Origin of the sequence: Enterobacter sp. MGH 4, assembly GCF_000534735.1 — a bacterium.
In the GTDB taxonomy this organism is placed as follows: domain Bacteria; phylum Pseudomonadota; class Gammaproteobacteria; order Enterobacterales; family Enterobacteriaceae; genus Enterobacter; species Enterobacter intestinihominis.
Genome location: NZ_KI973297.1, coordinates 73204 through 99662 on the forward strand (window position 1 = coordinate 73204; position 26459 = coordinate 99662).

Below are 26459 nucleotides of genomic sequence, written 5' to 3' on the forward strand. Positions count from 1 at the left end.
TTATACTACCGCGCGATTGTTTAGAAACTGCCCAGGCTAAACCAAATGGGAAATCTCCGGTGAAGTTCGTAAAGTATTTATTGATCCTTGCAGTCTGTTGCATTCTGCTGGGAGCAGGCTCGATTATTGGTTTGTACAAATATGTCGAGCCGCAACTCCCTGATGTCGCCACACTTCGTGATGTGCGGCTTCAGATCCCTATGCAGGTCTATAGCGCCGATGGTGAACTGATGGCGCAATACGGCGAGAAACGTCGTATCCCACTGACCTTAAATCAAATTCCACCCGTGATGGTGAAGGCTTTTATCGCCACCGAGGACAGCCGTTTTTACGAGCACCACGGTGTCGATCCGGTCGGTATTTTCCGTGCGGCAAGCGTGGCGCTGTTCTCCGGTCATGCCTCTCAGGGGGCAAGTACCATTACCCAGCAGCTGGCGCGTAACTTCTTCCTCAGCCCGGAAAAGACGCTGATACGTAAGATCAAAGAAGTGTTCCTCGCGATCCGCATTGAGCAACTGCTGAGCAAAGACGAGATCCTTGAGCTTTACCTCAACAAGATCTATCTGGGCTACCGCGCCTATGGCGTAGGGGCTGCGGCTCAGGTCTATTTCGGTAAGTCGATCGATCAGCTCACGCTGAGCGAAATGGCGACCATTGCCGGCCTGCCAAAAGCACCATCAACGTTTAACCCGCTCTACTCGCTGGACCGCGCCACCGCGCGCCGTAACGTTGTGCTATCGCGTATGTTGAGCGAAGGCTACATCAGCCAGGATGAGTACGATCGGGCACGCAGCGATGTGATTGATGCCAATTACCATGCACCGGAAATTGCTTTCTCATCGCCGTATCTGACGGAAATGGTTCGCCAGGAGATGGTGCGCCGCTACGGCGACAAAGCATATGAAGACGGCTATCGCGTTTACACCACCGTGACCCGCAAGGTGCAGCAGGCTGCCCAGCAGGCGGTGCGTAATAACGTGATGGATTACGATATGCGTCACGGCTATCGCGGCCCGTCCAACGTGCTGTGGAGAGTGGGCGAAGGCGCATGGGACAGCAAAAAAATCACTGATTCCCTGAAAGCGCTGCCGACCTATGGCCCGCTGCGTCCGGCTGTGGTCACCCAGGCCGATCCGCAGGAAGCGGTGGCGATGATGGCCGATGGTACATCCGTTTCGCTGCGTATGGAGGGTATCCGCTGGGCGCGTCCGTACCGTTCTGACACCCTTCAGGGGCCTACTCCACGTAAAGTGACGGATGTGGTACAAACCGGACAACAAATCTGGGTGCGTCAGGTAGGCGATGCCTGGTGGCTGGCACAGGTGCCGGACGTCAACTCTGCCCTGGTCTCCATCAATCCGCAGAACGGTGCCGTGATGGCGCTGGTTGGCGGGTTCGATTTCAACCAGAGCAAATTTAACCGCGCAACCCAGGCGCTGCGTCAGGTCGGTTCGAACATCAAACCGTTCCTGTATACCGCGGCGATGGACAAGGGGCTAACGCTCGCCAGCATTCTCAACGACGTGCCAATTTCCCGATGGGATGCCGGTGCGGGCTCTGACTGGCAGCCGAAGAACTCTCCGGCGCAATACGCTGGCCCTATCCGTCTGCGTCAGGGCCTTGGCCAGTCGAAGAACGTGGTCATGGTTCGCGCGATGCGTGCGATGGGCGTTGATTATGCGGCAGAGTATCTGCAACGCTTCGGCTTCCCGGCGCAAAACATCGTTCATACCGAATCTTTGGCGCTCGGCTCCGCGTCCTTCACGCCGCTCCAGGTCGCACGTGGCTACTCGGTAATGGCAAACGGCGGCTTCCTGGTCGATCCGTATTTCATCAGCAAAATCGAGAACGAGCAGGGCGGCGTACTGTTTGAAGCGAAGCCGAAAATTGCCTGCCCTGAATGCGATATTCCGGTGATTTACGGCGACACGCCAAAATCCAATGTCCTTGAAAACAAGGATATGGAAGATGTTGCCATCTCTCAGGAACGTCAGAATCTGGCGGTGCCGCAACCTCAGCTGGAACAGGCCAATCAGGCGCTGGTCGCCCAGAGTGGCGCGCAGGAGTATGCTCCGCACGTGATCAGCACGCCGCTGTCGTTCCTGATTAAGAGCGCGCTGAACACCAACATCTTTGGCGAACCGGGCTGGCAAGGCACCGGCTGGCGAGCGGGCCGCGATTTGCAGCGCCGCGATATCGGCGGCAAAACAGGCACAACCAACAGCTCAAAAGATGCCTGGTTCTCAGGTTATGGCCCGGGCGTTGTCACCTCGGTCTGGATTGGTTTTGACGATCACCGCCGCACTCTTGGACGCACAACCGCTTCTGGCGCAATTAAAGATCAGATTTCCGGTTACGAGGGTGGGGCTAAGAGTGCGCAACCGGCCTGGGATGCTTACATGAAGGCCGCTCTCGAGGGCGTGCCGGAGCAGCCGCTAACGCCTCCGCCGGGCATTGTCACGATCAATATTGACCGCAGCACCGGACAGCTCGCGAATGGCGGCAACAGCCGTGCCGAGTATTTCATCGAGGGTACGCAGCCAACCACGCAGGCGGTGCATGAGGTGGGTACCGAAATCATTGATAACGGCGAAACGCACGAACTGTTCTGACGCCAACAAAAAAGCCGGGCGGTGGCGACGCCTGACCCGGCCTACAGCGTAATGCAAAACGGCAACCTTCGGTTGCCGTTTTTAATGGTGGCGCTACAAACGCCCCTGCCCCTTCAGCCACTCCCGCACCAGGAACAGTGCGCTCACGTTGCGTGCCTCGTTAAAGTCAGGATCTTCCAGCAAATCCATCAGATGAGCCAGCGGCCAGCGAACCTGCGGCAGCGGTTCCGGCTCGTCTCCTTCCAGCGATTCAGGATAGAGATCTTCCGCGACAACAATGTTCATTTTGCTGGAGAAATAGGACGGCGCCATGCTCAGCTTTTTCAGGAACGTCAGCTCTTTCGCGCCAAAGCCGACCTCTTCTTTCAGCTCCCGGTTTGCCGCTTCAAACACCGTTTCGCCCGGATCGATCAGTCCTTTGGAGAAGCCCAGCTCGTAGGATTCTGTGCCCACGGCGTATTCACGAATGAGGATCAGGTGCTCGTCGACGATAGGCACTATCATCACCGCTTCACGCGAGGAGGGGCGCATACGCTCATAAACACGACGCACACCGTTGCTGAACTCCAGATCCACGCTTTCAACATTAAACAGACGCGATTTTGCGACGGTTTCAACATTCAGAATGGTGGGCTTTTGTAAGGGTTTGGTCATCTTGACGGGTCTTTGCTGGGTGAACTGGCTTTATTGTGCGATACGCCGCACGGTTTCGGCAATGTCAATTGCTCTTTATTTACATTTATGCAACGTAACTGTAGGCAATTCTCATTTCAAAACAAATGTCAAGAGGTTGAAAAGTTTCCAGGAATTTGCTGATATCGCGCCGGAACAGGCTTTGTTATCATTACCGGTCACTGGGATGCGCGTCAACATGCTCAAGTTAGACTCCATACTTGCCGATAGCCGACCACAGAATCTCATTCATTGTACAAAAGGTGCGACTGACAACACCTGTAAGAAGATAAGTAAGATGGGGAAAGCATGAGCACCATTTTGATTTTTCTCGCTGCTGTGCTGGCCTGCGCGTCGATTGCGGTGTGGGTATTCAGGCGCCGCGTACATCGCCGTTATCGGCTGCCCTTTTTGAACGCGTTTGCCGGGGCAAACACGCGCAAGCTTTCGCCAGAGGAACGTAGCACCGTTGAGCAGTATCTCGACACGCTGAACCGATCCCGGCTTTCGCCTGGCCCTACCGGCGCCAGCGCCGCCCCCGTATCGCTCAACCTTAACGCACAAAGCGACACCGTTTTGTGCGTAACGCGCTCTATTACCCGCTACGGCATCACAACCGACGATCCCAACAAATGGCGTTACTATCTCGACTCTGTTGAAGTGCACCTGCCTCCCTTCTGGGAGCAGTATATCAACGACGAAAACAGCGTCGAGCTCATCCATACCGATACGCTGCCGCTGGTTATCTCCCTTAATGGTCATACTCTGAGCGAATATGTTCAGGAAGCGCCACGCTTTGCGCTGGAACGCGCGAGCGGAACGCAGGCCTCTATTCGTGGTGAAGAGACAGAGCAGATTGAACTGCTCAACATCCGCCAGGAAACGCATGAAGAGTACGTCCTGAGCCGCCCGGATGGTATTCGCGAAGCGGTGCTGATTGTCGTCTCGTTCCTGCTCTTTTTTATCTGCCTGCTGACGCCGGACGTGTTTGTTCCATGGCTCGCGGGTGGCGCAGTACTGCTTCTGGCCGCCGGGCTGTGGGGCATATTTGCCCCGCCGGCAAAAACGTCATTACGCGAAATTCACTGCCTGCGCGGAACCCCAAAACGCTGGGGACTGTTCGGCGAAAACGATCAGGAACATATCAACAATATCTCGCTCGGGATCATCGATCTCATCTATCCGCGCCACTGGCAGCCGTGGATTGCGCAGGACCTGGGCCACAAAACGGATATTGATATCTATCTCGACCGCCACGTTGTACGCCAGGGACGTTACTTATCCCTGCACGACGAAGTAAAAAACTTCCCGCTTCAGCACTGGCTTCGCAGCGCGGTGATTGCCGGTGGCGCCGCGTTAATCTTCCTCATGCTGCTGCTTTTCGTGCCGCTGGATATGCCGATTAAATTTACCCTGTCATGGATCAAAGGGGCGCAAACCGTGGAAGCCACCAGCGTACAGCAGCTCGAAGAAGCGGGTGTACGCGTGGGGGATACGTTGCGGCTGAAAGGCACCGGGATGTGTAATATCCACTCACCGGGCGCCTGGAACACGCGCCAGAACTCGCCGTTCGCGCCGTTCGACTGCTCTCAGATCATCTGGAATGACGCCTCTCCGCTGCCGCTTCCGGAATCGGATGTGGTCAATAAGGCCACCGCGCTCACCCAGACGATTAATCGCCAGCTCCATCCAAAACCGGATGATGATTCTCGCGTCAGCCCTGCCCTGCGTTCGGCCATTCAGAAGTCCGGCATGGTGCTGCTGGATGACTTTGGCGAAATCGTCCTGAAAACAGAAGATCTCTGCTCAGCTCAGGATGACTGTATCCGGCTGAAGAACGCGCTGGTCAACCTCGGCAACAGCAAAGACTGGGACGCGCTGGTGAAACGCGCCGAAGCGGGACGCCTCGATGGTGTAAATGTGCTTCTGCGTCCGGTCAGCGCCGAGTCGCTGGATAACCTGGTGGCGACCTCTACCGCCCCCTTCGTGATGCGTGAAACCACCCGTGCCGCCCAGGCGCTTAACAGCCCGGCGCCGGGTGGTTTTGTGATTGCCAGCGATGAAGGCAGCGACCTGGTGGATCAACCCTATCCGCAGGTTTCGCTGTATGACTATCCTGCCCAGGAGCAGTGGAGCGAATTCCAGCGTCTGGCGCAGATGCTGATGCAGACGCCATTCAGCGCGGAAGGGATCGTCACCACCCTCTTTACCGATGCCAACGGCACGCGTCATATTGGCCTGCACCGTATGCCGGATAGCGCTGGCCTGTGGCGCTATGTAGGGACATCCCTGCTGCTGATTGCGATGCTGGCGTGTATTATCTGGAACGGTTATCAGGCCGTACGCCGCTATCAGCGCTCCCGCACGCGACTGGCAGAAATCCAGGCCTACTACGAAAATTGCCTAAACCCGAAACTGATCTCCTCTTCTGAGAGCCTGATCGGATAACGTCTCTGCGCGACAAGTTGTGCTACCCTGTCGCGCACGTTTCTTCTGGCTGGAGTTCCCCCTTATGCATCTTAATATCGACTGGCAGGCGGTCGATACCGTCCTGCTTGATATGGACGGCACGCTGCTTGATCTCGCCTTTGATAACTATTTCTGGCAAAAGCTGGTTCCGGAAACGTACGGTGAACAGCAGGGGATCTCCCCGGCGGAAGCGCAGGAATTCATTCGTTCGCAATATAGCGCGGTGCAGCATACGCTAAACTGGTACTGTCTTGACTACTGGAGCGAGCGACTCGGTCTGGATATTTGCGCCATGACCACCGCCCAGGGCGCACGCGCCGTTCTGCGCGAAGATACGGTCCCGTTCCTGGACGCGCTGAAAGCCTGCGGTAAGCGCCGTATTTTGCTGACAAATGCGCATCCCCATAACCTGGCCGTGAAGCTGGAACATACCGGTCTTGCTTCGCACCTTGATTTATTGCTTTCCACCCACACATTTGGTTATCCGAAAGAGGATCAGCGGTTGTGGCATGCCGTGGTGGAAGAGACCGGTTTACAGCCGGAACGCACGCTGTTCATTGACGACAGCGAGCCGATTCTGGATTCTGCGGCCGCATTTGGCATTCGCTATTGTCTGGGCGTGACCAATCCTGATTCCGGCCTGGCTGAAAAAAGCTATCTGCGACATCCGGGGCTGAACGACTATCGCCGGATGATCCCCTCACTCACCGTAAAGGAGACGCCATGAAAGAAAAACCCTCTGATGGGGTAAGACTGGATAAATGGCTGTGGGCCGCCCGTTTTTACAAAACGCGCGCCCTTGCCCGAGAAATGGTTGACGGCGGAAAGGTGCATTACAACGGTCAGCGCAGCAAACCGAGCAAGCTGGTTGAACTGAATGCCACGTTAACGCTTCGCCAGGGCAACGATGAGAAAACGGTGGTGGTGAAAGCCATTACCGAACAGCGGCGGCCCGCAACAGAAGCCGTTTTGCTGTATGAAGAGACGGCCGAAAGCATAGAGAAGCGCGAGAAAACCGCGCTGGCGCGCAAAATGAACGCGCTGACGATGCCTCACCCGGACCGGCGACCGGATAAAAAAGAGCGCCGCGATCTGATGAAATTTAAACACGGTGAGAGCGAGTAACCCTCACCTGCATGAGAGATGAAAATGGCCCAACACGACCAATTACACCGCTATCTGTTTGAACAATTCGCCGTGCGCGGCGAGCTGGTCACCGTATCCGAAACCTGGAAACAGATTCTGGAAAACCACAACTACCCGCTGCCAGTAAAAACCCTGTTGGGCGAACTGCTGGTTGCCACCAGCCTGCTGACCGCCACGCTGAAGTTCGCTGGCGATATTACCGTCCAGTTGCAGGGCGATGGCCCAATGTCGCTGGCGGTGATCAACGGCAATAACCAGCAGCAGATGCGCGGCGTGGCGCGCGTTCAGGGCGATATCCCTGAAAATGCGGATCTGAAAACGCTGGTCGGAAATGGCTACCTGGTTATCACGATCTCGCCTGAAGAAGGTGAGCGCTATCAGGGCGTTGTCGGTCTGGAAGGCGATACGCTTGCCGCCTGCCTGGAAGATTACTTCATGCGTTCCGAACAGCTGCCAACCCGTCTGTTCATCCGCACCGGTGAAGTGGATGGTCAGCCTGCTGCCGGCGGTATGCTGCTTCAGGTTCTGCCTGCGCAGGATGCGCAGATCAATGATTTCGAACATCTGGCAACGCTGACGGAAACCATCAAAGCGGAAGAGCTGTTCACCCTGTCGGCGACCGACGTGCTGTGGCGTCTCTACCACGAAGAAGAAGTGACGGTTTACGATCCGCAGGCGGTGGAATTTAAGTGCACCTGCTCCCGCGAGCGTTGTGCTGGCGCCCTGAAAACGCTGCCGGATGAAGAGATCGACAGCATCATGGCGGAAGACGGTGAAATCGATATGCACTGTGACTACTGCGGTACGCACTACGTGTTCAATTCGATGGATATCGCGGAGATCCGCAATAACGCCTCTCCGGCGGATCCGCAGGTTCACTAAGCTCTGAGCCTGTTGCCCGGCGGCGCTACGCTTGCACGGGCCTACAATGAATTGTGCAATTTTTTGATATGATTGCTAATTGTAGGCCGGGTAAGCGTAGCGCCACCCGGCAAGAAAGAGCACTAACGCCGCTGCGCATTATTGTAACTGTCGTAGCTCATATCGACACGCTCCCCAAAAATCTCAATATCCGCCCAGGGCTTCACGACAGATTTCACTTTCCTCTGCCTTAATGCGCGGTCAAGTTCTTCTCTGGTCAATGCCTCCGGCATTTTCCACGCGTCCCCGGCGATCCTCCAGCCCGTGTTGGTTTGTGTGTAAGCCACGATCGTGCGATCGGTAAATTGAAATAGCACGGCTTCAGGCTTGCCGTCGCCGTTAAGATCCAGCGGCATGAGTAAACAGTTACTCTGGGCGCTATCGCAGCTCTCAAAGCGATACTGATTGCTGAGCATGGCTTGCCACAATGCCTTATCAGGACGAGCCATTCCCGGTGCGAGCTGGACCTGTTTTTCCAGCATCGCGGCGGTCATCTTACCTGCTCCGCCAGCGTTCCTGGAGAGAAGACCATTTATTTCACGCTGCCGTTTTGGGTTAGAGATAAACTGCGGATCGTTTTGCAGCGTGAGCATCGCCTCCCGCCCCTTTCGGCCAGCGTTACTGAGCATATACAGGCTGACTTGATCCGCAGTTATTCTGCCGTCCTGATAGCGGGCCATATGGCTTGCAACGCTTATTCGCCACGGATCCAGCACGGGGGTATGGATCAACGCCAGGAAGATGAGGGAAAGCAGCCCGGTCGTCGGGATGACGTACGCATGGATCTTCTGCGGCTCACGGCGCTGAATCAGAACGCTGGCGCAAAAACCGACCGCCCAGACCAGCGCCACGATGGTTATCAATACCCCGTACAGACGGTCGGGTGACCAGCCGTATTGCGAAATGCGTAGCCACAGCGCCCACCCCGCCAGAACCGGATACGCGGGTACGATAGCCACAGCAAGGCGAATCATCCCTCGCAGCGGGGCATAGTAAGGCAGCGTTTGACGCTGTGGATGCCACACTATCGTCACCAGGAATAACAGCAGCAGCGCTAAGGTGGTCAGCAAGCCCGCGGCGGATATTCTGGCTGAAATGGATTCAAAGCCGACAAAAGGCAACGCGCCAATAAAGAGCAGCGCCAGCGCCGCCATCAGGGGAAGCAGACCGGTGGCGATGAGGGTCAGCAGATTTTGCAGGGCAAGGATTAACCTTACCTGCATGCGCGTGAGCACGGCCGCACTGGCTGAAACCACGCCAATCGCCACTGAAATAAATCCGTCAGAATGAAAGAAAAGCCGATCAAAAAAGCCGATGCCGATAAGTTCGAAAAGCTCGGCCCAGAGGAAAAGCACCAGCCAAAAGAGACCATTCGAAACAAAAATAATGAGCAGCGTCAGCGCGTTATGCCAGTTTCGTTGATAAAAGTCGCTGTAGAACGAGGTAGTCGGGACGGGATCCAGACGCCGCTGAAGCCATGGCAACACGAACAGCGTCATCAGCAGCAGATGAAAGCCGAAAGCTGGAATCTCATCTCTGAGATTCCAGCTTTCGAGTCCTGCAACGCTCCACTTAAGCCAGCCGCCCATACCCGCGACTGCCGCGCCGATCATCCCGAGTGACAGCCACAAAAATGGCTTTCTGAATGACGTCATGGCAAGAGACAACGTGGTTGTCATTACCACGGTGGCAGGTACTACACACATCAGCCACAGCGTATCCGATGGCAATTTTGCGTACTCGATATACCACGTAATTACATAGCAAATTACGCCCTGTAGAGCCCCCGCCAGCACGACGGCTACGCGCGTTGAAGGAGATAACGTCTCACGGTTTTCCATTTCTCATCCCTTGTTCATGAAAAATCTATTGTCTCATCAAGGCAAAACTCTGGCCCCCACCTCAAACTCTGAAAATAGCTGACCCAAGAGACCTGAATCGTTTTCCCAATGTAACTCTTACGTAATTTTCTTTCATGTATGCGATTACATTCACATTCTTCTGGATAAATTCACCAGAGATTAACCTTTTAAGAACATTTTCCCCAACCAAAAAGCGATTCCTGCGATAATCTGCCCGCCCTGTGACTGGAGTCGCAGCGTTTTCCGTTAGTAAGGGTTTTGACCAGATACGTAAATCTATGAGCCCCGTCGCGGTTAACATCCCCAGAAAAACCCTACAATTTCAGGCAGTACATATTGGCTAAGGAGCAGTGATATGCGTGTTAATGGTTTAACCCCGCAAGATCTCAAGGCTTATGGTATTCACGACGTCCAGGAAGTGGTCTACAACCCCGATTACGATACGCTGTATCAGGAAGAGCTCAATCCGGCACTGGAAGGATACGAGCGAGGTGTGTTGACGAATCTTGGTGCTATCGCCGTCGATACCGGTATTTTTACCGGCCGTTCGCCGAAAGATAAATACATCGTCCGAGATGATACCACCCGCGATACGCTGTGGTGGGCCGATAAAGGCAAAGGGAAGAACGATAACAAACCGCTCTCTCCTGAAACCTGGCAGCATCTGAAAGGGCTCGTCACCCATCAGCTTTCCGGCAAGCGTCTGTTCATCGTCGATGCTTTCTGCGGCGCTAACGCCGACACCCGTCTCTCCGTTCGGTTTATCACTGAAGTGGCCTGGCAGGCGCATTTCGTGAAGAACATGTTCATTCGTCCGACCGATGAAGAACTGCAAAACTTCACCCCTGACTTTATCGTGATGAACGGCGCGAAATGCACCAACCCGCAGTGGAAAGAGCAGGGTCTGAACTCCGAAAACTTCATCGCCTTCAACCTGACCGAGCGTATCCAGCTGATCGGCGGTACCTGGTACGGCGGCGAAATGAAGAAAGGGATGTTCTCGGTCATGAACTACCTGCTGCCGCTGCGCGGTATCGCCTCCATGCACTGCTCGGCGAACGTCGGTGAAAAAGGTGACGTGGCGGTGTTCTTCGGCCTTTCCGGCACCGGTAAAACAACGCTGTCCACCGATCCAAAACGTCGTCTGATTGGCGACGATGAACACGGCTGGGATGATGACGGCGTGTTTAACTTTGAAGGCGGCTGCTACGCGAAGACCATTCGCCTGTCGGAAGAGGCAGAGCCGGATATCTATCACGCGATTCGCCGCGATGCGCTGCTGGAAAACGTCACCGTGCGTGCCGATGGCTCTGTCGACTTCGACGATGCGTCCAAAACAGAGAATACCCGTGTCTCTTACCCGATCTACCACATCGAGAACATCGTGAAGCCGGTGTCGAAGGCGGGTCATGCCACGAAGGTGATTTTCCTGACCGCGGATGCGTTCGGCGTGTTGCCACCAGTTTCCCGCCTGACCGCCAGCCAGACTCAGTACCATTTCCTCTCCGGCTTTACCGCTAAACTGGCGGGTACCGAGCGCGGTGTGACCGAGCCAACCCCAACCTTCTCCGCCTGCTTCGGCGCAGCGTTCCTGTCGCTACACCCAACGCAGTATGCGGAAGTGCTGGTGAAACGCATGCAGGCATCCGGCGCACAGGCATACCTGGTGAACACCGGCTGGAACGGGACGGGCAAACGTATCTCCATCAAAGATACCCGCGCCATCATCGACGCGATTCTGGATGGTTCATTGGATAACGCCGAGACCTTTACGCTGCCGATGTTCAATCTGGCGATCCCAACCGAGCTGCCGGGCGTGGATACGCGTATCCTCGATCCGCGCAACACCTATGGTTCACCGGAACAGTGGCGCGAGAAGGCAGAATCGCTGGCGAAACTGTTTATCGAAAACTTCGAGAAGTATACCGACACCCCGGCGGGTGCTGCGCTGGTGAGTGCGGGACCAAGGTAAAAGCAAAAAGGCAACGAAAGTTGCCTTTTTTAATGTTTTCTCCCTCTCCCCGTGGGCTGAGGGTTCCCCACAAATTAATGCGAGCACTGAGCAATCCCCTCGCCCCTCCGGGGAGAGGGTTAGGGTGAGGGGAACATACGGCGGTGGTGGTCATTCCGTTCACTTTATGTTCCTTGCTACTCTGTAACGACATGACCGGTGAACGTGCCAGGGTGGCTCAGTCGCCACCACCCTGGCGACCCGGGCTCCCGGCGGTAAATCGCCGCTTCGCGGTGCCCTCGGCTTATTCCTTCCGGCTTATCGGGTACGGGCGGAGGCAACGTCCCTGTAAAGCCGCCCTCTCGGCGCATCCCTGCGCCTCGCCCCGGCCGGAAGGCAAACGCCTCAGCGATTTACAGCCGGACCAGGGCATCGCTGACAGCCCTCAGTCATTTAGAAAGCAACTTTATTGCTTCTGCATAAAAAAATTACTGGGGAACCCTCAGCCCCGTGGGAGAGGGCCGGGGTGAGGGCATCAGGCCCCCCCTTTTTTAACTCTCTTTCACCTGCCCCCGTAAAACCGGCACCGGTAACCATGCGCGAATGCTCAAACCACCCCGTTCGCTGGTGCCAATTTCCAGCAGTCCGTTATGGTTATCAACAATACGCTGCACAATCGCCAGGCCTAAGCCGGTTCCGCTGGTGCTGCGCGCGCTGTCGCCGCGCACAAACGGCTGGAACAGGTGCTTACGCTGCTCAGGCTTGATGCCCGGGCCATCGTCTTCCACCTGGAACCAGGCGCGGTTGAGTTCCGTACCGCTGCTGACTTTGATCCAACCGTTGCCGTAGCGCGCCGCGTTGACCACCATATTCGCCACCGCGCGTTTGATGGAGAGCGGGTGCATACGTACCTGAATCTCGCCCGCCTGAAGGTCGGTCGCAATTTCACGTTCATAACCGCTTTCGGCGGCAACAACTTCGCCCAGAACCGCGTTCAGATCCGCCATCTCCATCGGCATCTCCTGCCCGGTACGCAGGTAGTCGATAAACTGCTCGATGATGGCGTTACACTCTTCGATATCCTTGTTGATGGACTCTGCAAGATAACCATCCTGCTCGCCCATCATCTCTGTTGCCAGGCGGATACGTGTCAGCGGGGTACGAAGGTCATGGCTAACCCCCGCCATCAGCAGCGTACGGTCGTCAGCCAGCTGTTTAACGCCTGCCGCCATGTGGTTAAAAGCACGCGTTACCGAGCGCACTTCCGATGCGCCATACTCGCGCAGCGGCGGTGGGATAATACCTTTACCAACCTGCAATGCCGCATGCTCCAGGTCGACCAGCGGTCGGTTCTGGATACGAATAAACAGCCATGCGCCGCCGATAGCCAGCAGCATGATCGCCAGGGTGTATCGGAACAGCGGTGAGAAGTCGCCCTGATGAATCTCGGTGAGCGGAACACGCACCCAGATGTTGGGTGACAGCCAGGTTTTCAGCCAGACAACCGGCGAGCTTTTATTGACCTCAACGCGCACTTCCGTCGGGCCGCCAAGCTGCTGCGCCATCTGCTGGCTAAGGAATTCATAGTGCTGCGCCCAGCGCAGGCCGGCATCTTCCGCCGCTTCGTTCGAGTAGAGAGAAATGCCCAACTCACGGTAGATTTCCCGACGGAACGCCGGGGGGACAACCAACTGCGTGCCGTCCTCCAGTTGCAGTTTGTCGGTCATCAGCATACGCACTTCGTATGCCAGCACCTTATTAAACTGCTGAAGGCTCGGCAGGATCGCAAAGTTCAGCACCACCAGGTAGGTCGTCACCAGGCTGACAAACAGCAGGGTGACGATCAATAACAGCGTGCGGGCAAACGAACTTCGCGGCGAGAAGCGCATTCGCCTCATGCTTTAGAGCCGTCCGGGACAAACACGTAGCCCAGACCCCACACGGTCTGAATATAACGAGGATGCGCCGGATCTTCTTCCACCATGCGGCGCAGACGAGAGATCTGCACGTCGATAGAACGTTCCATTGCGGAGTATTCACGGCCGCGCGCCAGGTTCATCAGCTTGTCACGTGAAAGCGGTTCACGCGGGTGGCTGACCAGCGCTTTCAGTACCGCAAACTCGCCGCTGGTGAGCGGCATTGGCTCATCTTCACGGAACATTTCACGGGTGCCGAGGTTCAGCTTGAACTTACCGAATGCAATGACGGCCTCTTCCTGAGACGGCGCGCCCGGCAGCTCGTTCGCCTGACGACGCAGCACGGCGCGAATACGCGCCAGCAGTTCACGCGGGTTGAACGGCTTAGGAATGTAGTCATCAGCGCCAATCTCAAGGCCGACGATACGGTCAACTTCTTCACCCTTCGCCGTCACCATGATGATTGGCATCGGGTTGCTCTGGCTACGCAGACGACGGCAAATAGAGAGCCCATCTTCGCCAGGCAGCATCAGGTCCAACACCATCAGGTGGAAGGATTCACGCGTCAGCAGACGATCCATCTGTTCCGCGTTCGCGACGCTACGAACCTGGAAGCCCTGCTCGGTCAGATAACGTTCCAGCAGCGCACGCAGGCGCATGTCGTCATCTACGACCAGAATTTTGTAGTTCTCTTGCATTGTGTGTACTCCCAAAGGTTCGGATAAGCCTGGAACAGCGTATTCTAAAAAAGTGCACGGGTTCGACCAGCAAATTCTGGTATAAATTCTAGACGAAATTGTTACAAAGCATATTTAACAGCAGCTTATCTGTTCATTTCATCACATAAATCATTATTAATCTTGTCTGTTACACTGTGCGCTACGTATTGTGCGCAAAGACAGTTAACCGGCATTAAAGGCAGCACCATGAAAACGCCTCTGATCACCCGCGAAGGGTACGAGAAACTCAAAAAAGAGATGGATTACCTGTGGCGCGAAGAGCGTCCGGAAGTGACCAAAAAAGTCACCTGGGCCGCAAGTCTGGGCGACCGCAGCGAGAATGCGGACTATCAGTACAATAAAAAGCGACTGCGCGAAATCGATCGCCGGGTACGCTACCTGACGAAGTGCCTCGAGAATCTCAAAATTGTCGATTACTCCCCGCAGCAGGAAGGTAAAGTGTTTTTCGGCGCGTGGGTCGAAATTGAAAACGACAACGGCGACACCCTGCGTTTTCGTATCGTTGGCTATGATGAAATTTTCGGTCGTAAGGATTACATTTCTATCGATTCACCCATGGCCCGCGCCCTGCTGAAAAAAGAGGTGGGCGATTTAGCCGTTGTCCAGACGCCCGCGGGTGAAGCAAGCTGGTACGTCAACGAAATCGAGTATGTTAAATAGTCCGAGAGCGCCCTCCCCGGCTGGCATTTTTTGGTGTCAGCCCGTATAACTATCCCCCTGATTTTCGATCCACAAGATGAACTGACCATGATGAAAGAGTCGCTCTGCCGCATTATTGCGGGTGATATTCAGGCCAGAGCCGAACAGGTAGAAGCTGCCGTTCGTCTGCTTGATGAAGGGAACACCGTGCCGTTTATTGCACGTTATCGTAAGGAAGTCACCGGCGGTCTGGATGACACGCAGCTGCGTAACCTTGAGACCCGTCTGGGCTATCTGCGCGAGCTGGAAGACCGACGTCAGGCGATCCTCAAATCTATCGGCGAGCAGGGCAAGCTGACCAGTGACCTGGAAAAAGCCATTAACGGTACCCTGAGCAAAACCGAACTTGAAGATCTCTATCTACCGTACAAACCGAAGCGCCGCACGCGCGGGCAGATTGCGATCGAAGCCGGCCTTGAGCCGCTGGCCGACCTGCTGTGGAACGAGCCGTCTCACGATCCGGAAACCGAAGCCGCCAGATTTATCGACGCCGAAAAAGGCGTAGCGGACACCAAAGCCGCGCTGGACGGCGCTCGCTACATTCTGATGGAGCGCTTCGCCGAAGACGCGGCACTGCTGGCCAAAGTGCGTGATTACCTGTGGAAGAACGCCCATATCGTCTCCACCGTGGTGTCCGGCAAAGAGGACGAAGGCGCGAAATTCCGCGACTACTTCGATCACCACGAACCCATTTCTACCGCGCCGTCTCACCGCGCGCTGGCGATGTTCCGCGGTCGTAACGAAGGCGTGCTGCAACTCTCCCTGAATGCCGATCCGCAGTTTGACGAGCCGCCTAAAGAGAGCCACTGTGAGCAGATCATTATGGATCACCTCGGTCTGCGCCTGAACAACGCCCCGGCGGACAGCTGGCGCAAAGGCGTGGTGAGCTGGACCTGGCGCATCAAGGTGCTCATGCACCTCGAAACCGAGCTGATGGGCACCGTGCGCGAGCGCGCCGAAGACGAAGCGATCAACGTCTTCGCCCGTAACCTGCACGACCTGCTGATGGCTGCGCCGGCTGGCCTGCGCGCCACCATGGGTCTCGATCCGGGTCTGCGCACCGGCGTGAAGGTGGCCGTGGTTGACGGCACCGGCAAGCTGGTTGCCACCGACACCATTTACCCGCACACCGGTCAGGCAGCGAAAGCGGCTGTCGTGGTCGCCGCGCTGTGCGAGAAGTACAACGTTGAGCTGGTTGCCATCGGTAACGGTACGGCGTCCCGCGAAACCGAACGTTTCTATCTCGACGTGCAGAAGCAGTTCCCGAAAGTGACGGCGCAGAAAGTGATCGTCAGCGAAGCGGGGGCATCTGTCTATTCCGCCTCTGAGCTGGCAGCGCAGGAGTTCCCGGAACTGGACGTTTCCTTGCGCGGTGCGGTCTCTATCGCCCGTCGTTTGCAGGATCCGTTGGCGGAGCTGGTGAAAATTGACCCGAAATCCATCGGCGTGGGCCAGTATCAGCACGACGTGAGCCAGACGCAGCTGGCGCGCAAGCTGGATGCGGTGGTGGAAGACTGCGTTAACGCCGTCGGCGTGGACCTGAACACCGCTTCCGTTCCGCTGCTGACCCGCGTAGCAGGCCTGACCCGTATGATGGCGCAGAATATCGTCGCCTGGCGTGATGAGAACGGTCAGTTCCAGAACCGCCAGCAGCTGCTGAAGGTGAGCCGTCTGGGGCCGAAAGCTTTTGAGCAGTGCGCGGGCTTCCTGCGCATCAACCACGGCGATAACCCGCTGGATGCCTCTACCGTTCACCCGGAAGCCTATCCGGTTGTCGAGCGTATCCTGGCCGCCACCCAGCAGGCGCTGAAAGACCTGATGGGCGACAGCAGCGCGCTGCGTAACCTGAAAGCGGTGGATTTTACCGACGAACAGTTCGGCGTGCCGACGGTCACTGACATCATCAAAGAGCTGGAAAAACCGGGCCGCGATCCGCGTCCTGAGTTTAAAACCGCGACCTTTGCTGACGGCGTGGAAACCATGAACGATCTGCTGCCGGGCATGGTGCTGGAAGGGGCGGTAACCAACGTCACCAACTTTGGCGCGTTTGTGGATATCGGCGTGCATCAGGACGGTCTGGTGCATATCTCTTCCCTCGCCGACAAGTTCGTTGAAGATCCGCACACCGTGGTCAAAGCGGGCGACATCGTGAAGGTGAAAGTGCTGGAAGTGGATCTTCAGCGTAAGCGTATCGCCCTGACCATGCGTCTGGACGAGCAGCCGGGCGACACTAACGCGCGCCGTGGCGGTAATGGCGGTGGCCGTGAACAGCAGCGTCCGGCAGCGAAAGCCGCGAAGCCACGCGGACGTGACGCACTGCCAGCAGGCAACAGCGCGATGATGGATGCTCTGGCAGCGGCGATGGGTAAGATACGCTAATCCTGTAAATGCCCCTCACCCTAACCCTCTCCCCAAAGGGGAGAGGGAACTTGAACACCCTCGCCCCTTTGGGGAGAGGGCCGGGGTGAGGGGAAAAATTATATCGTAAAATATGAAACCGATTGCATATCCATATTTAAACCGCTATTTATCACTCCATTAACAAATACGCTTTTTATTCCTTCCCGGGTATTCCCGCAAATATTGAGCAAGGTCAAGCAGACCGCAAATTAATACGATTAACAACATCCCGTCACATTTTTATTATTGCTGATAAAAACTATTCTCATTATCATCGCAGTGTTGATTATTTAACCTCTCGTGGAATCAGGCGCTATGCAATTCACTCCAGAAAGTGCGTGGAAAATTATCGGTTTTACCCGTGAGATAAGCCCGGCCTATCGGCAGAAGCTACTGTCACTGGGCATGCTACCCGGCTCATCATTCCAGGTGGTGCGCGTGGCGCCGTTGGGCGATCCTGTTCATATCGAAACCCGACGCGTTAATCTGGTTCTGCGTAAAAAAGACCTCGCATTAATTGAAGTTGAATCTTTATCCCGTTAACAAGCCAGCGGTTTCAGTGAGTCTAAAACAATGAAAAAATTAACTATTGGCTTAATTGGCAATCCTAATTCCGGCAAGACAACCTTATTTAATCAGTTAACCGGCGCACGCCAGCGTGTGGGAAATTGGGCAGGCGTAACGGTTGAACGCAAAGAAGGCCAGTTCACCACGACAGATAATCAGGTCACGCTGGTTGATTTACCGGGGACCTATTCACTCACCACAATTTCATCTCAGACCTCTCTCGATGAGCAAATTGCCTGCCACTATATTCTGAGCGGCGACGCGGATCTGCTCATCAATGTGGTGGATGCCTCCAATCTCGAACGAAATCTGTACCTCACGCTACAGCTGCTGGAGCTGGGGATCCCCTGCATCGTAGCGCTTAACATGCTCGACATCGCCGAGAAGCAAAAGCTGCGCATCGACGTCGACGCCCTCTCCGCCCGTCTGGGCTGCCCGGTGGTTCCGCTGGTTTCTACCCGCGCGCGCGGCATTGACGCCCTGAAGCTGGCAATTGACCGCCACACGGGCAATGCCGACGTCGAACTGGTGCACTACGCCCAGCCGCTGCTGCGCGAGGCCGGGCAGCTGGCGCAGGAGATGGACAACGCCATGCCCGCCAGACAGCGCCTGTGGCTTGGCCTGCAAATGCTGGAAGGCGATATCTACAGCCGCGCCTACGCAGGCGATGCGGCGGATAAACTGAGCGTTGCACAGGCTCGCCTGAGCGACGAGCTCGACGACCCGGCCCTGCATATTGCGGATGCGCGCTATCAGGCCATCGCCGCTATCTGTGACGTGGTCAGCAATGCATTAACCGCTGAACCCAGCCGCTTCACCGCCGCCGTGGATAAGATTGTGCTCAACCGCTTCCTCGGTTTGCCAATCTTTTTACTGGTGATGTACGTAATGTTCCTGCTCGCTATAAACATCGGCGGTGCATTACAACCCATCTTTGATGGCGGCTCTGTCGCTATCTTCGTGCACGGTATTCAGTGGCTGGGCTACACCCTCCACTTCCCGGAATGGTTGACCATCTTCCTTGCGCAGGGGATCGGCGGCGGGATCAACACCGTCCTGCCGCTGGTACCGCAGATCGGCATGATGTACCTGTTCCTCTCCTTCCTTGAAGATTCCGGTTACATGGCACGCGCCGCCTTCGTGATGGACCGCCTGATGCAGGCGCTGGGGCTGCCGGGGAAATCCTTCGTGCCGCTGATTGTCGGTTTTGGCTGTAACGTGCCGTCAGTCATGGGCGCGCGTACGCTGGACGCACCGCGCGAACGCCTGATGACCATCATGATGGCGCCGTTCATGTCCTGCGGCGCACGTCTGGCGATCTTCGCGGTCTTTGCCGCGGCGTTCTTTGGTCAGGAAGGGGCGCTGGCCGTCTTCTCCCTGTATGTGCTGGGTATCGTGATGGCTATTCTCACCGGCCTGATGCTGAAGCACACCATCATGCGTGGCGAAGCGTCGCCGTTCGTGATGGAACTGCCGGTTTATCACGTTCCGCACCTGAAAAGCCTGATTATTCAAACCTGGCAGCGCCTGAAGGGCTTTGTTCTGCGCGCCGGTAAGGTGATTGTAGTGGTCAGCATTTTCCTGAGCGCCCTGAACAGCTTCACCCTGAGCGGCCAGGCAGCGGACAACATTAATGACTCTGCCCTTGCCTCCGTCAGCCGGATCATTACGCCGGTCTTCAAACCGATTGGCGTACAGGAAGACAACTGGCAGGCAACCGTGGGCCTGTTCACTGGCGCGATGGCAAAAGAGGTGGTTGTCGGCACCCTGAACACGCTCTACACCGCGGAAAACATCCAGGAAGAGGAGTTCAACCCGGCTGAGTTCAGCCTCGGTGACGAACTTCTGGGTGCAGTAGAAGAGACCTGGCAGAGCCTGAAAGACACCTTCAGCCTGAGCGTGCTGGCGAACCCGATTGAAGCCAGCAAAGGCGACGGCGTAATGGCGACCGGAGCAATGGGCGTGATGGGCCAGAAATTTGGCAGCGCGTCGGCGGCCTACAGCTACCTGATCTTCGTCCTGCTCTATATTCCGTGCATCTCGGTCATGGGCGCCATTGCCCGTGAGTCCAGCCGCGGCTGGATGGGCTTCTCCATTCTGTGGGGGCTGAACATTGCCTACTCGCTGGCGACCGTGTTTTATCAGGCCGTCAATTACAGCCAGCATCCGCGCTACAGCCTGGTCTGTATCCTCGCGGTGATCCTGTTTAACGTGATGGTGATTGGCCTGCTGCGCCGGGCACGTAGCCGCGTTGACGTTAACCTGCTGGCAACGCGCAAAACCCCAACGACCTGCTGTAGTAGCCCTGCGGGCGACTGTCACTGAGGGGAAAAAAGATGGCATCGTTGATTCAGGTCCGTGACTTACTGGCGTTACAGGGACGAATGGAGGCGAAGCAGCTCAGCCTCAGCCTGCATACGCCGCAGCCGATGATCGATGCCATGCTGGAAAGGCTGGAGGCGATGGGGAAAGCCGTGCGCATTCAGGAAGAGCCGGACAGTTGTCTGTCCGGCAGTTGTAAAAGTTGTCCGGAAGGTAAAGCCTGCCTCAGGGAGTGGTGGACGCTTCGCTGATAAAATTGGACAGCGCCGAACAAAACTCAGCAGGATGAGAGATGAACGGCGCATGTGCCGCTTTGGCAACCACCATTGATTCACTCTCCAGCCACAGCGCATCCAGCAGCGGAACCACCTTGCGCGGGACCAGCCCATCCAGATAGCCATAAATACGCAGATGCGGCACCGTCAGTGACGCCAGCGGCTCACGCAGATCGGCCGTTTTCAGGATCTCCAGTCCACCGTTCAGCACCTCAACCTCCGGCATCGGCAGGGAAAGCACCGTCTGCTTCAGCATCCGCGCGTCCTGACGGGCGGTTTCAGTTCCCATCGTCTGCAACGCCAGGAAACGCTCCACCGTCCGCTGGAAATCTTCGCTCAACTGGTGCTGGAACCCGGCCAGCACCTCGGGTTTGATGCCCGGCCACGCCTCGCGGGCGCTGAAACAGGGTGATGAGGCAACGGTGATCAGCGCCTGCACCCGCTCAGGATGGCGCAGCGCAATCTGGCTTGCCACCAGCCCGCCCAGGCTCCAGCCGAGCCAGACGGCTTTTTGCGGTGCCGCTTCCAGAACCTGCTCCGCCATGTCCTCGAGCGTCATCGCGCCGTAGCCGTGGCTACGGCCATACCCCGGCAGATCCACCAGGTGTACCGTAAATTGCGAGGCCAGTTCCTCACTTATGCAACGCCACACTTCGGCGTTCAGTCCCCATCCGTGCAGCAGCACAAGATGACAATTTCCCGTCCCAACGGTCTGCCACCACAGCGTCTTCATCAGTTAACGTTCTCTTTTTTCACATGGAGGTTGCGTATGCTAACAGTGCCCGGCTTGTGCTGGCTATGCCGAATGCCACTTGCGCTGAGCGCGTGGGGCGTCTGTTCCGTTTGCACGGGAGCGCTGGGTTACCTGAAGGGCTGTCCGCAATGCGGCTTGCCTGCCGTAAGCCAGACGCTCCCCTGTGGTCGATGCCTGAAAAAAGTGCCGCCGTGGAGCGCGCTGGTGGCGGTGGATGATTACGTTTTGCCGCTGAGTCGTCTGGTTCATCAGTTTAAGTTTTCCAGCCAGTTCGCGCTGGCGCAGCCACTGGCACGCCTGTTATTACTGGCGGTATTGCAGGCGCGAAGAACGCGCGGGCTACCGTCGGTCGACACGCTCGTGAACGTGCCACTCTTTCAGCGTCGGCACTGGCGGCGGGGATACAATCAGAGCGACCTGCTGTGCCGTCCGCTCGCCCGCTGGCTGGGTTGCCGGTACCCCGCCTCTGCGCTGAAACGTATTCATGCCACTGCCGTTCAGCACCGGCTCAACGCCCGGTCGCGCAAAAGAAACCTGAAAAACGCCTTTCGCCTTGAATTGCCGGTCAACGGTCTCCATATCGCGATTGTGGATGATGTCGTCACCACGGGCAGTACCGTGGCTGAACTTTCCCGACTGCTTTTGCAAAGCGGCGCCGCGTCAGTTCAGGTATGGTGTCTGTGCCGTACCTTGTAGCCCTTCTTCAATGGGCGTATGATTATACCCAGGTAATTTAGTCAACTATTAGGCCAAAGCTATGATCCGTATTTCCGATTCTGCACAAGCGCACTTTGCCAAACTGCTGGCAAATCAGGAAGAAGGGACGCAGATCCGCGTGTTTGTGATCAATCCAGGCACTCCGAATGCAGAATGTGGTGTCTCTTATTGTCCTCCGGATGCTGTGGAAGCAACTGACACTGCCCTTAAATTTGAACAGCTCACCGCGTACGTTGACGAGCTGAGCGCGCCGTATCTTGAAGATGCGGAGATTGATTTCGTCACCGACCAGCTGGGTTCTCAGCTGACGCTGAAGGCGCCAAACGCGAAGATGCGTAAAGTCTCTGACGATGCCCCGCTGATGGAGCGTGTGGAATATCTGCTGCAATCGCAGATCAACCCGCAGCTGGCCGGCCACGGTGGACGTGTTTCCCTGATGGAAATCACCGAAGATGGTCTGGCGATCCTGCAATTCGGCGGCGGCTGTAACGGCTGCTCCATGGTCGATGTAACCCTGAAAGAAGGGATCGAGAAGCAGCTGCTGAACGAATTCCCGGAACTGAAAGGCGTGCGCGATCTGACCGAACACCAGCGCGGCGAGCACTCTTACTACTAATTCAGTGCCCGTCTGTATTGCCCGGTGGCGCTGCGCTTACCGGGCCTGCTTTTTCTTGCCTCCCCCTCTATATGTTGACCTGCGTCTCATAATTCAAATTTTGCCTCCCTGGGTGATTCTCAATCACGTCATGTTACCCGTATCATTCCCATGGGCACTCAACACCCTTATAACAGCCGACTAAACTTATCGTTTTCGCAGGCATCAGTATGAGTGCCGTTAATACTCTGTTCCCAGTTGGGACAACCGGAATTTGTCGTTGAAACAATGACGTTACCCATAACAATTCAAAGGCCAGGTCAATCATGCCATTAGTCATCGTCGCTATCGGTGTTGTGTTATTACTGCTCTTGATGATCCGCTTCAAAATGAACGGATTTATCGCTCTGGTTCTGGTGGCACTTGCAGTCGGTCTGATGCAGGGAATGCCGCTGGTTAAAGTTATCAGCTCCATTAAAGCCGGTGTCGGCGGTACGCTCGGCAGCCTGGCGCTGATCATGGGCTTCGGCGCCATGCTCGGTAAAATGCTCGCGGACTGCGGTGGCGCGCAGCGTATTGCCACTACCCTTATCGATAAATTTGGCAAGCAGCACATCCAGTGGGCGGTGGTGTTAACCGGTTTTACCGTCGGTTTCGCACTGTTCTATGAAGTGGGCTTCGTCCTGATGCTGCCGCTGGTGTTCACCATCGCCGCTGCCGCCAACATCCCGCTGCTGTTCGTAGGCGTACCGATGGCTGCGGCGCTGTCCGTCACCCACGGCTTCCTGCCGCCGCATCCGGGTCCAACGGCTATCGCCACCATCTTCCATGCCGACATGGGTAAAACCCTGCTGTTCGGTACGATTCTGGCGATCCCAACGGTTATCCTGGCCGGTCCTGTTTATGCACGCTTCCTGAAAGGCATTGATAAGCCCATCCCGGAAGGCCTGTACAGCGCCAAAACCTTCACAGATGCAGAGATGCCTGGCTTTGGCGTCAGCGTCTGGACCTCTCTGGTGCCGGTGATCCTGATGGCAATGCGTGCCGTAGCAGAGATGGTTCTGCCGAAAGGTCACGCGTTCCTGTCCGTTGCGGAGTTCCTGGGCGACCCGGTGATGGCAACGCTGATTGCGGTCCTGATCGCCATGTTCACCTTCGGTCTTAACCGTGGTCGTTCCATGGATCAGATCAACGACACGCTGACCTCTTCCATCAAAATCATTGCCATGATGCTGCTGATCATCGGCGGTGGCGGCGCGTTTAAGCAGGTGCTGGTCGACAGCGGCGTGGATAAATACATTGCTGCCATGATGCATGAAACCAACGTATCGCCGCTCCTGATGGCATGGTCTATTGCCGCGGTGCTGCGTATCGCGCTGGGCTCTGCAACCGTTGCGGCGATTACCGCGGGTGGTATCGTTGCGCCGCTGATTGCGACCACGGGCGTAAGCCCTGAGCTGATGGTTATCGCGGTCGGTTCGGGCAGCGTGATTTTCTCTCACGTGAACGATCCGGGCTTCTGGCTGTTCAAGGAGTACTTCAACCTGACCATCGGTGAAACCATCAAGTCCTGGTCCGCGCTGGAAACCATTATTTCGGTGTGCGGTCTGGTCGGGGTGCTGCTGTTGAATATGGTGATTTAATGCCATGAGTCGGGTGGCGGCTACGCCTTACCCGACCTACTCGATACCTGTAGGCCCGGTAAGCGTTAGCGCCACCGGGCAATAAAAAACCCGCCACTGGCGGGTTTTTTATTATTTCTTCGCGGCTGCTTTTCGCCGTTTATCCAAATCCTTAATCAGCCTGTTCACCCCGTCATCGGCGAACATCGCTTCAAGCGTAGTGGACAGCTTGCGACGCCAGTTTTTGTACTGATAGCTGGTGCCGGGAATGTTTACCGGCTCCGCCATATCAATCCAGTCTTCCGGTTGCAGACCGAGCAACGCGCTGTTGCTGTCGGCAATATAGCGCTGTAAGCCACGGTTAAGCGTTGGCGTCATCGACATCAGCGACGCCTTATGCCCGGCGCGCTTCGGCAGACAGCCATGCTTATGCAGCGCATCCAGCAGCCCCTGTTTCGCCAGCTCGCGATCCTGATACAACCCACGCAGAACCTCTTCATCCGGGTAGAGACCCAGCGTTTTGCCGAGCGTCAGGTCGCCGCTTTCCCAGTAGCCTCTGAGCGTAGGAAGATCATGCGTCGTCGCGACTGCCATTGACTGTTCAGGGTACGCTTTCGGCGCGCGGAAGGTTTTCTCATGGTCGTTTTCAAAATAGAGCACTTTGTAGGAGTAAACCCCGCTGTCGCGGAGCTTGCTGACAATCTCAACCGGCACGGTACCGAGATCTTCGCCAATCACCATGCACTGATGACGTTTACTCTCCAGCGCGAGGATTGAGAGCAGATCGTCCACCGGATACTGCACGTACGCCCCGTGATCGGCCGTTTCACCGTACGGGATCCACCACAGACGCAGCACAGACATGACATGGTCGATACGCAACGCGCCGCAGTTCTGCATGTTAGCGCGCAGCAGATCGATAAACGGCTCGTAGGCACGCGCCGCCATCACGTGCGGATCCATCGGCGGCAAGCCCCAGTTCTGACCAAGCGGGCCCAGAATATCCGGCGGCGCACCGACGGAGGCTTTCAGACAGTAAAGTTCACGGTCACACCAGGTCTCCGCCCCGCCTTCCGCCACGCCGACGGCCAGATCGCGATACAGACCGATCGGCATGTTATAGCCCTGACTCACCTGCCAGCAGGCAGCAAACTGGCTGTACGCCAGCCACTGCAACCAGAGATAGAAATCCACCTCGTCGGCATGCGTCTCACAAAACGCCTTCACTTCCGGGGTATCCACGGACTGATACGCTTCCGGCCACACCGGCCAGCCCCAGCGCATCTCATCCTCCTGGACCTGATACGCATGCAGCGCATCAAACGCCGCCTGCCAGTAAAGGCTCTCGCCTTCCTGCATCACAAACTGGCGGAAGGCTGCCATCTGCTCGTCGTCACGCTTCGCAAAGCCCTTCCAGGCCAGACGCAGCGCCGCCATTTTCAGCGCGGTCACGGAGGCATAATCGACCCAGTCCGCATCGCGGGCCTGTTTCAGCATCTGTTGGGTGGTGTCCAGCTTCCACCACGCCTGCGCCTCTTTGCTGTTTTTGAAATCGTCTAACGCGTTAACGTCGATGTAGATCACGTTCAGCCAGCGGCGGGAAGACGGGCTGTACGGGCTCGCGCTTTCCGGATTCGCCGGATAGAGGGCGTGGATCGGGTTGAGGCCGATAAATGCCCCGCCGCGCTCACCAACAGATGCCAGCATCTTTTTCAGGTCGCCAAAATCGCCAATGCCCCAGTTGCTGTCTGAACGCAAGGTGTAAAGCTGCACACAGGCGCCCCACAGCTTTTTGCCTTCGAGTAGCGCCTGCGGCTCATAGCAGCGCTTCGGCGCGACGATCACCCGACAGTGGAAGCGGCTGTCATTCTGGGTGAGCGTCAGGCTGTGATAGCCCTCCGGCAGCTTCGCCGGAAGGGTGAGGGTTTTGCCGCCGGTGGCATGGCCTTTATGCTGATGCCCCTCTTCGGTGGTGAGCAGCCAGCTGAACTCGCCGCGACCTTCCACCGCCAGCGGCATCTTTTTGCCCGCGGTAAAGACCTTCACGTTCGGCACCGGCGCTCCCGACGCTTTCGCGTCGGTTTTGTGCATGGCATCCAGCAAACGTCTTTTGGTGTCCGCACCAATAGACTGCGGTTTGCCGTGCGCATTGATGTAACTGAGGCTAATTCCCGCCGCCTGCGCGGCACTGTCCAGACGTTTACTCTCCATCGCGCTTC

The 26459-nt window shown here is 56.6% G+C and carries 20 protein-coding genes; 14 read left to right on the plus strand and 6 right to left on the minus strand.

What is annotated here, in order from left to right; translation table 11 throughout:
• Nucleotides 1–59 precede the first annotated feature (59 nt).
• Nucleotides 60–2612: a peptidoglycan glycosyltransferase/peptidoglycan DD-transpeptidase MrcA gene (gene mrcA / locus L350_RS02490; RefSeq protein ID WP_032626802.1), complete on the plus strand. Its 2553-nt coding sequence runs from the start codon at nucleotides 60–62 to the stop codon at nucleotides 2610–2612.
• Between the two features lie 93 nt (nucleotides 2613–2705).
• Here the strand turns inward: mrcA and nudE are convergent, their stop codons facing one another.
• Nucleotides 2706–3266 carry an ADP compounds hydrolase NudE gene (gene nudE, locus L350_RS02485; protein WP_003861622.1) on the minus strand — a complete coding sequence of 187 codons (561 nt, stop codon included), beginning with the start codon at nucleotides 3264–3266 and terminating at the stop codon, nucleotides 2706–2708.
• A 327-nt stretch (nucleotides 3267–3593) separates the two neighbouring features.
• Here nudE and L350_RS02480 point away from each other — a divergent pair, with 327 nt between their 5' ends.
• From L350_RS02480 to hslO, 4 genes are all read left to right on the plus strand, one after another.
• Nucleotides 3594–5732, plus strand: a complete 2139-nt coding sequence (locus tag L350_RS02480) for an intracellular growth attenuator family protein (protein ID WP_023298780.1) — start codon at nucleotides 3594–3596, stop codon at nucleotides 5730–5732.
• A 64-nt stretch (nucleotides 5733–5796) separates the two neighbouring features.
• Nucleotides 5797–6480, plus strand: a complete 684-nt coding sequence (yrfG, locus tag L350_RS02475; RefSeq protein WP_003861619.1) for a GMP/IMP nucleotidase — start codon at nucleotides 5797–5799, stop codon at nucleotides 6478–6480.
• Nucleotides 6477–6878 carry a ribosome-associated heat shock protein Hsp15 gene (gene hslR, locus L350_RS02470; RefSeq protein WP_003861618.1) on the plus strand — a complete coding sequence of 134 codons (402 nt, stop codon included), beginning with the start codon at nucleotides 6477–6479 and terminating at the stop codon, nucleotides 6876–6878. Before yrfG ends, hslR begins: the two co-directional genes overlap by 4 nt.
• A gap of 24 nt (nucleotides 6879–6902) precedes the next feature.
• Complete coding sequence (hslO, locus tag L350_RS02465) at nucleotides 6903–7781, plus strand: Hsp33 family molecular chaperone HslO (RefSeq protein WP_032626892.1); 879 nt, start codon at nucleotides 6903–6905, stop codon at nucleotides 7779–7781.
• 122 nt (nucleotides 7782–7903) lie between these two features.
• Here the strand turns inward: hslO and L350_RS02460 are convergent, their stop codons facing one another.
• Nucleotides 7904–9661 (minus strand): DUF4153 domain-containing protein, encoded by a 1758-nt coding sequence (locus L350_RS02460; protein ID WP_032626805.1) that lies wholly within the window; start codon nucleotides 9659–9661, stop codon nucleotides 7904–7906.
• 376 nt (nucleotides 9662–10037) lie between these two features.
• Between L350_RS02460 and pckA the strand changes: the two genes are divergently transcribed.
• Entirely contained in the window at nucleotides 10038–11654 is a 1617-nt protein-coding gene (gene pckA, locus L350_RS02455; RefSeq protein WP_032626808.1) for a phosphoenolpyruvate carboxykinase (ATP), read from the plus strand.
• A 530-nt stretch (nucleotides 11655–12184) separates the two neighbouring features.
• Here the strand turns inward: pckA and envZ are convergent.
• Together envZ and ompR are read right to left on the minus strand one after the other, a co-directional pair.
• Nucleotides 12185–13531 carry a two-component system sensor histidine kinase EnvZ gene (envZ, locus tag L350_RS02450; RefSeq protein WP_003861615.1) on the minus strand — a complete coding sequence of 449 codons (1347 nt, stop codon included), beginning with the start codon at nucleotides 13529–13531 and terminating at the stop codon, nucleotides 12185–12187.
• Complete coding sequence (gene ompR, locus L350_RS02445) at nucleotides 13528–14247, minus strand: osmolarity response regulator transcription factor OmpR (protein WP_001157751.1); 720 nt, start codon at nucleotides 14245–14247, stop codon at nucleotides 13528–13530. The genes envZ and ompR overlap by 4 nt, the downstream gene beginning before the upstream one ends.
• A 228-nt stretch (nucleotides 14248–14475) precedes the next feature.
• On the opposite strand from ompR, the gene greB reads away from it, so the two are divergent.
• The 5 genes from greB to feoC all read left to right on the plus strand — a co-directional run bounded on the left by greB (nucleotide 14476) and on the right by feoC (nucleotide 20528).
• Nucleotides 14476–14949, plus strand: a complete 474-nt coding sequence (gene greB / locus L350_RS02440) for a transcription elongation factor GreB (RefSeq protein ID WP_022649631.1) — start codon at nucleotides 14476–14478, stop codon at nucleotides 14947–14949.
• Nucleotides 14950–15036: 87 nt separating this feature from the next.
• A complete protein-coding gene (locus L350_RS02435; RefSeq protein WP_032626893.1) occupies nucleotides 15037–17367 on the plus strand; it encodes a Tex family protein in 2331 nt (776 codons plus the stop codon).
• 336 nt (nucleotides 17368–17703) lie between these two features.
• Nucleotides 17704–17931 carry a ferrous iron transporter A gene (feoA, locus tag L350_RS02430; RefSeq protein ID WP_022649633.1) on the plus strand — a complete coding sequence of 76 codons (228 nt, stop codon included), beginning with the start codon at nucleotides 17704–17706 and terminating at the stop codon, nucleotides 17929–17931.
• Between the two features lie 30 nt (nucleotides 17932–17961).
• Complete coding sequence (feoB, locus tag L350_RS02425) at nucleotides 17962–20280, plus strand: Fe(2+) transporter permease subunit FeoB (RefSeq protein ID WP_032626810.1); 2319 nt, start codon at nucleotides 17962–17964, stop codon at nucleotides 20278–20280.
• A gap of 11 nt (nucleotides 20281–20291) precedes the next feature.
• Nucleotides 20292–20528 carry a [Fe-S]-dependent transcriptional repressor FeoC gene (feoC, locus tag L350_RS02420; RefSeq protein ID WP_015571443.1) on the plus strand — a complete coding sequence of 79 codons (237 nt, stop codon included), beginning with the start codon at nucleotides 20292–20294 and terminating at the stop codon, nucleotides 20526–20528.
• Here the strand turns inward: feoC and bioH are convergent.
• Nucleotides 20503–21285: a pimeloyl-ACP methyl ester esterase BioH gene (bioH, locus tag L350_RS02415; protein ID WP_032626813.1), complete on the minus strand. Its 783-nt coding sequence runs from the start codon at nucleotides 21283–21285 to the stop codon at nucleotides 20503–20505. The two genes, feoC and bioH, sit on opposite strands and share 26 nt — an antisense overlap.
• Nucleotides 21286–21321: 36 nt before the next feature.
• Here bioH and gntX point away from each other — a divergent pair, with 36 nt between their 5' ends.
• The 3 genes from gntX (at nucleotide 21322) to gntT (ending at nucleotide 24261) form a co-directional block, all read left to right on the plus strand.
• Nucleotides 21322–22002 (plus strand): DNA utilization protein GntX, encoded by a 681-nt coding sequence (gntX, locus tag L350_RS02410; RefSeq protein ID WP_032626815.1) that lies wholly within the window; start codon nucleotides 21322–21324, stop codon nucleotides 22000–22002.
• 61 nt (nucleotides 22003–22063) lie between these two features.
• Complete coding sequence (gene nfuA / locus L350_RS02405; protein ID WP_003861601.1) at nucleotides 22064–22639, plus strand: Fe-S biogenesis protein NfuA; 576 nt, start codon at nucleotides 22064–22066, stop codon at nucleotides 22637–22639.
• Between the two features lie 305 nt (nucleotides 22640–22944).
• Nucleotides 22945–24261, plus strand: coding sequence for a gluconate transporter (gene gntT, locus L350_RS02400; protein WP_023298788.1), 1317 nt, complete (start codon nucleotides 22945–22947; stop codon nucleotides 24259–24261).
• Between the two features lie 111 nt (nucleotides 24262–24372).
• Here gntT and malQ read toward each other — a convergent pair whose 3' ends face one another.
• A complete protein-coding gene (gene malQ / locus L350_RS02395; protein ID WP_023298789.1) occupies nucleotides 24373–26451 on the minus strand; it encodes a 4-alpha-glucanotransferase in 2079 nt (692 codons plus the stop codon).
• Nucleotides 26452–26459 lie beyond the last annotated feature (8 nt).

What these genes read in the sequence shown, in the direction of transcription:
- nudE (WP_003861622.1), bottom strand. Translation starts at nt 3,266, where the DNA reads ATGACCAAACCCTTACAAAAGCCCACCATTCTGAATGTTGAAACCGTC.
- L350_RS02480 (WP_023298780.1), top strand. Translation starts at nt 3,594, where the DNA reads ATGAGCACCATTTTGATTTTTCTCGCTGCTGTGCTGGCCTGCGCGTCG.
- yrfG (WP_003861619.1), top strand. Translation starts at nt 5,797, where the DNA reads ATGCATCTTAATATCGACTGGCAGGCGGTCGATACCGTCCTGCTTGAT.
- hslR (WP_003861618.1), top strand. Translation starts at nt 6,477, where the DNA reads ATGAAAGAAAAACCCTCTGATGGGGTAAGACTGGATAAATGGCTGTGG.
- hslO (WP_032626892.1), top strand. Translation starts at nt 6,903, where the DNA reads ATGGCCCAACACGACCAATTACACCGCTATCTGTTTGAACAATTCGCC.
- L350_RS02460 (WP_032626805.1), bottom strand. Translation starts at nt 9,661, where the DNA reads ATGGAAAACCGTGAGACGTTATCTCCTTCAACGCGCGTAGCCGTCGTG.
- pckA (WP_032626808.1), top strand. Translation starts at nt 10,038, where the DNA reads ATGCGTGTTAATGGTTTAACCCCGCAAGATCTCAAGGCTTATGGTATT.
- envZ (WP_003861615.1), bottom strand. Translation starts at nt 13,531, where the DNA reads ATGAGGCGAATGCGCTTCTCGCCGCGAAGTTCGTTTGCCCGCACGCTG.
- ompR (WP_001157751.1), bottom strand. Translation starts at nt 14,247, where the DNA reads ATGCAAGAGAACTACAAAATTCTGGTCGTAGATGACGACATGCGCCTG.
- greB (WP_022649631.1), top strand. Translation starts at nt 14,476, where the DNA reads ATGAAAACGCCTCTGATCACCCGCGAAGGGTACGAGAAACTCAAAAAA.
- L350_RS02435 (WP_032626893.1), top strand. Translation starts at nt 15,037, where the DNA reads ATGATGAAAGAGTCGCTCTGCCGCATTATTGCGGGTGATATTCAGGCC.
- feoA (WP_022649633.1), top strand. Translation starts at nt 17,704, where the DNA reads ATGCAATTCACTCCAGAAAGTGCGTGGAAAATTATCGGTTTTACCCGT.
- feoB (WP_032626810.1), top strand. Translation starts at nt 17,962, where the DNA reads ATGAAAAAATTAACTATTGGCTTAATTGGCAATCCTAATTCCGGCAAG.
- feoC (WP_015571443.1), top strand. Translation starts at nt 20,292, where the DNA reads ATGGCATCGTTGATTCAGGTCCGTGACTTACTGGCGTTACAGGGACGA.
- bioH (WP_032626813.1), bottom strand. Translation starts at nt 21,285, where the DNA reads ATGAAGACGCTGTGGTGGCAGACCGTTGGGACGGGAAATTGTCATCTT.
- gntX (WP_032626815.1), top strand. Translation starts at nt 21,322, where the DNA reads ATGCTAACAGTGCCCGGCTTGTGCTGGCTATGCCGAATGCCACTTGCG.
- nfuA (WP_003861601.1), top strand. Translation starts at nt 22,064, where the DNA reads ATGATCCGTATTTCCGATTCTGCACAAGCGCACTTTGCCAAACTGCTG.
- gntT (WP_023298788.1), top strand. Translation starts at nt 22,945, where the DNA reads ATGCCATTAGTCATCGTCGCTATCGGTGTTGTGTTATTACTGCTCTTG.
- malQ (WP_023298789.1), bottom strand. Translation starts at nt 26,451, where the DNA reads ATGGAGAGTAAACGTCTGGACAGTGCCGCGCAGGCGGCGGGAATTAGC.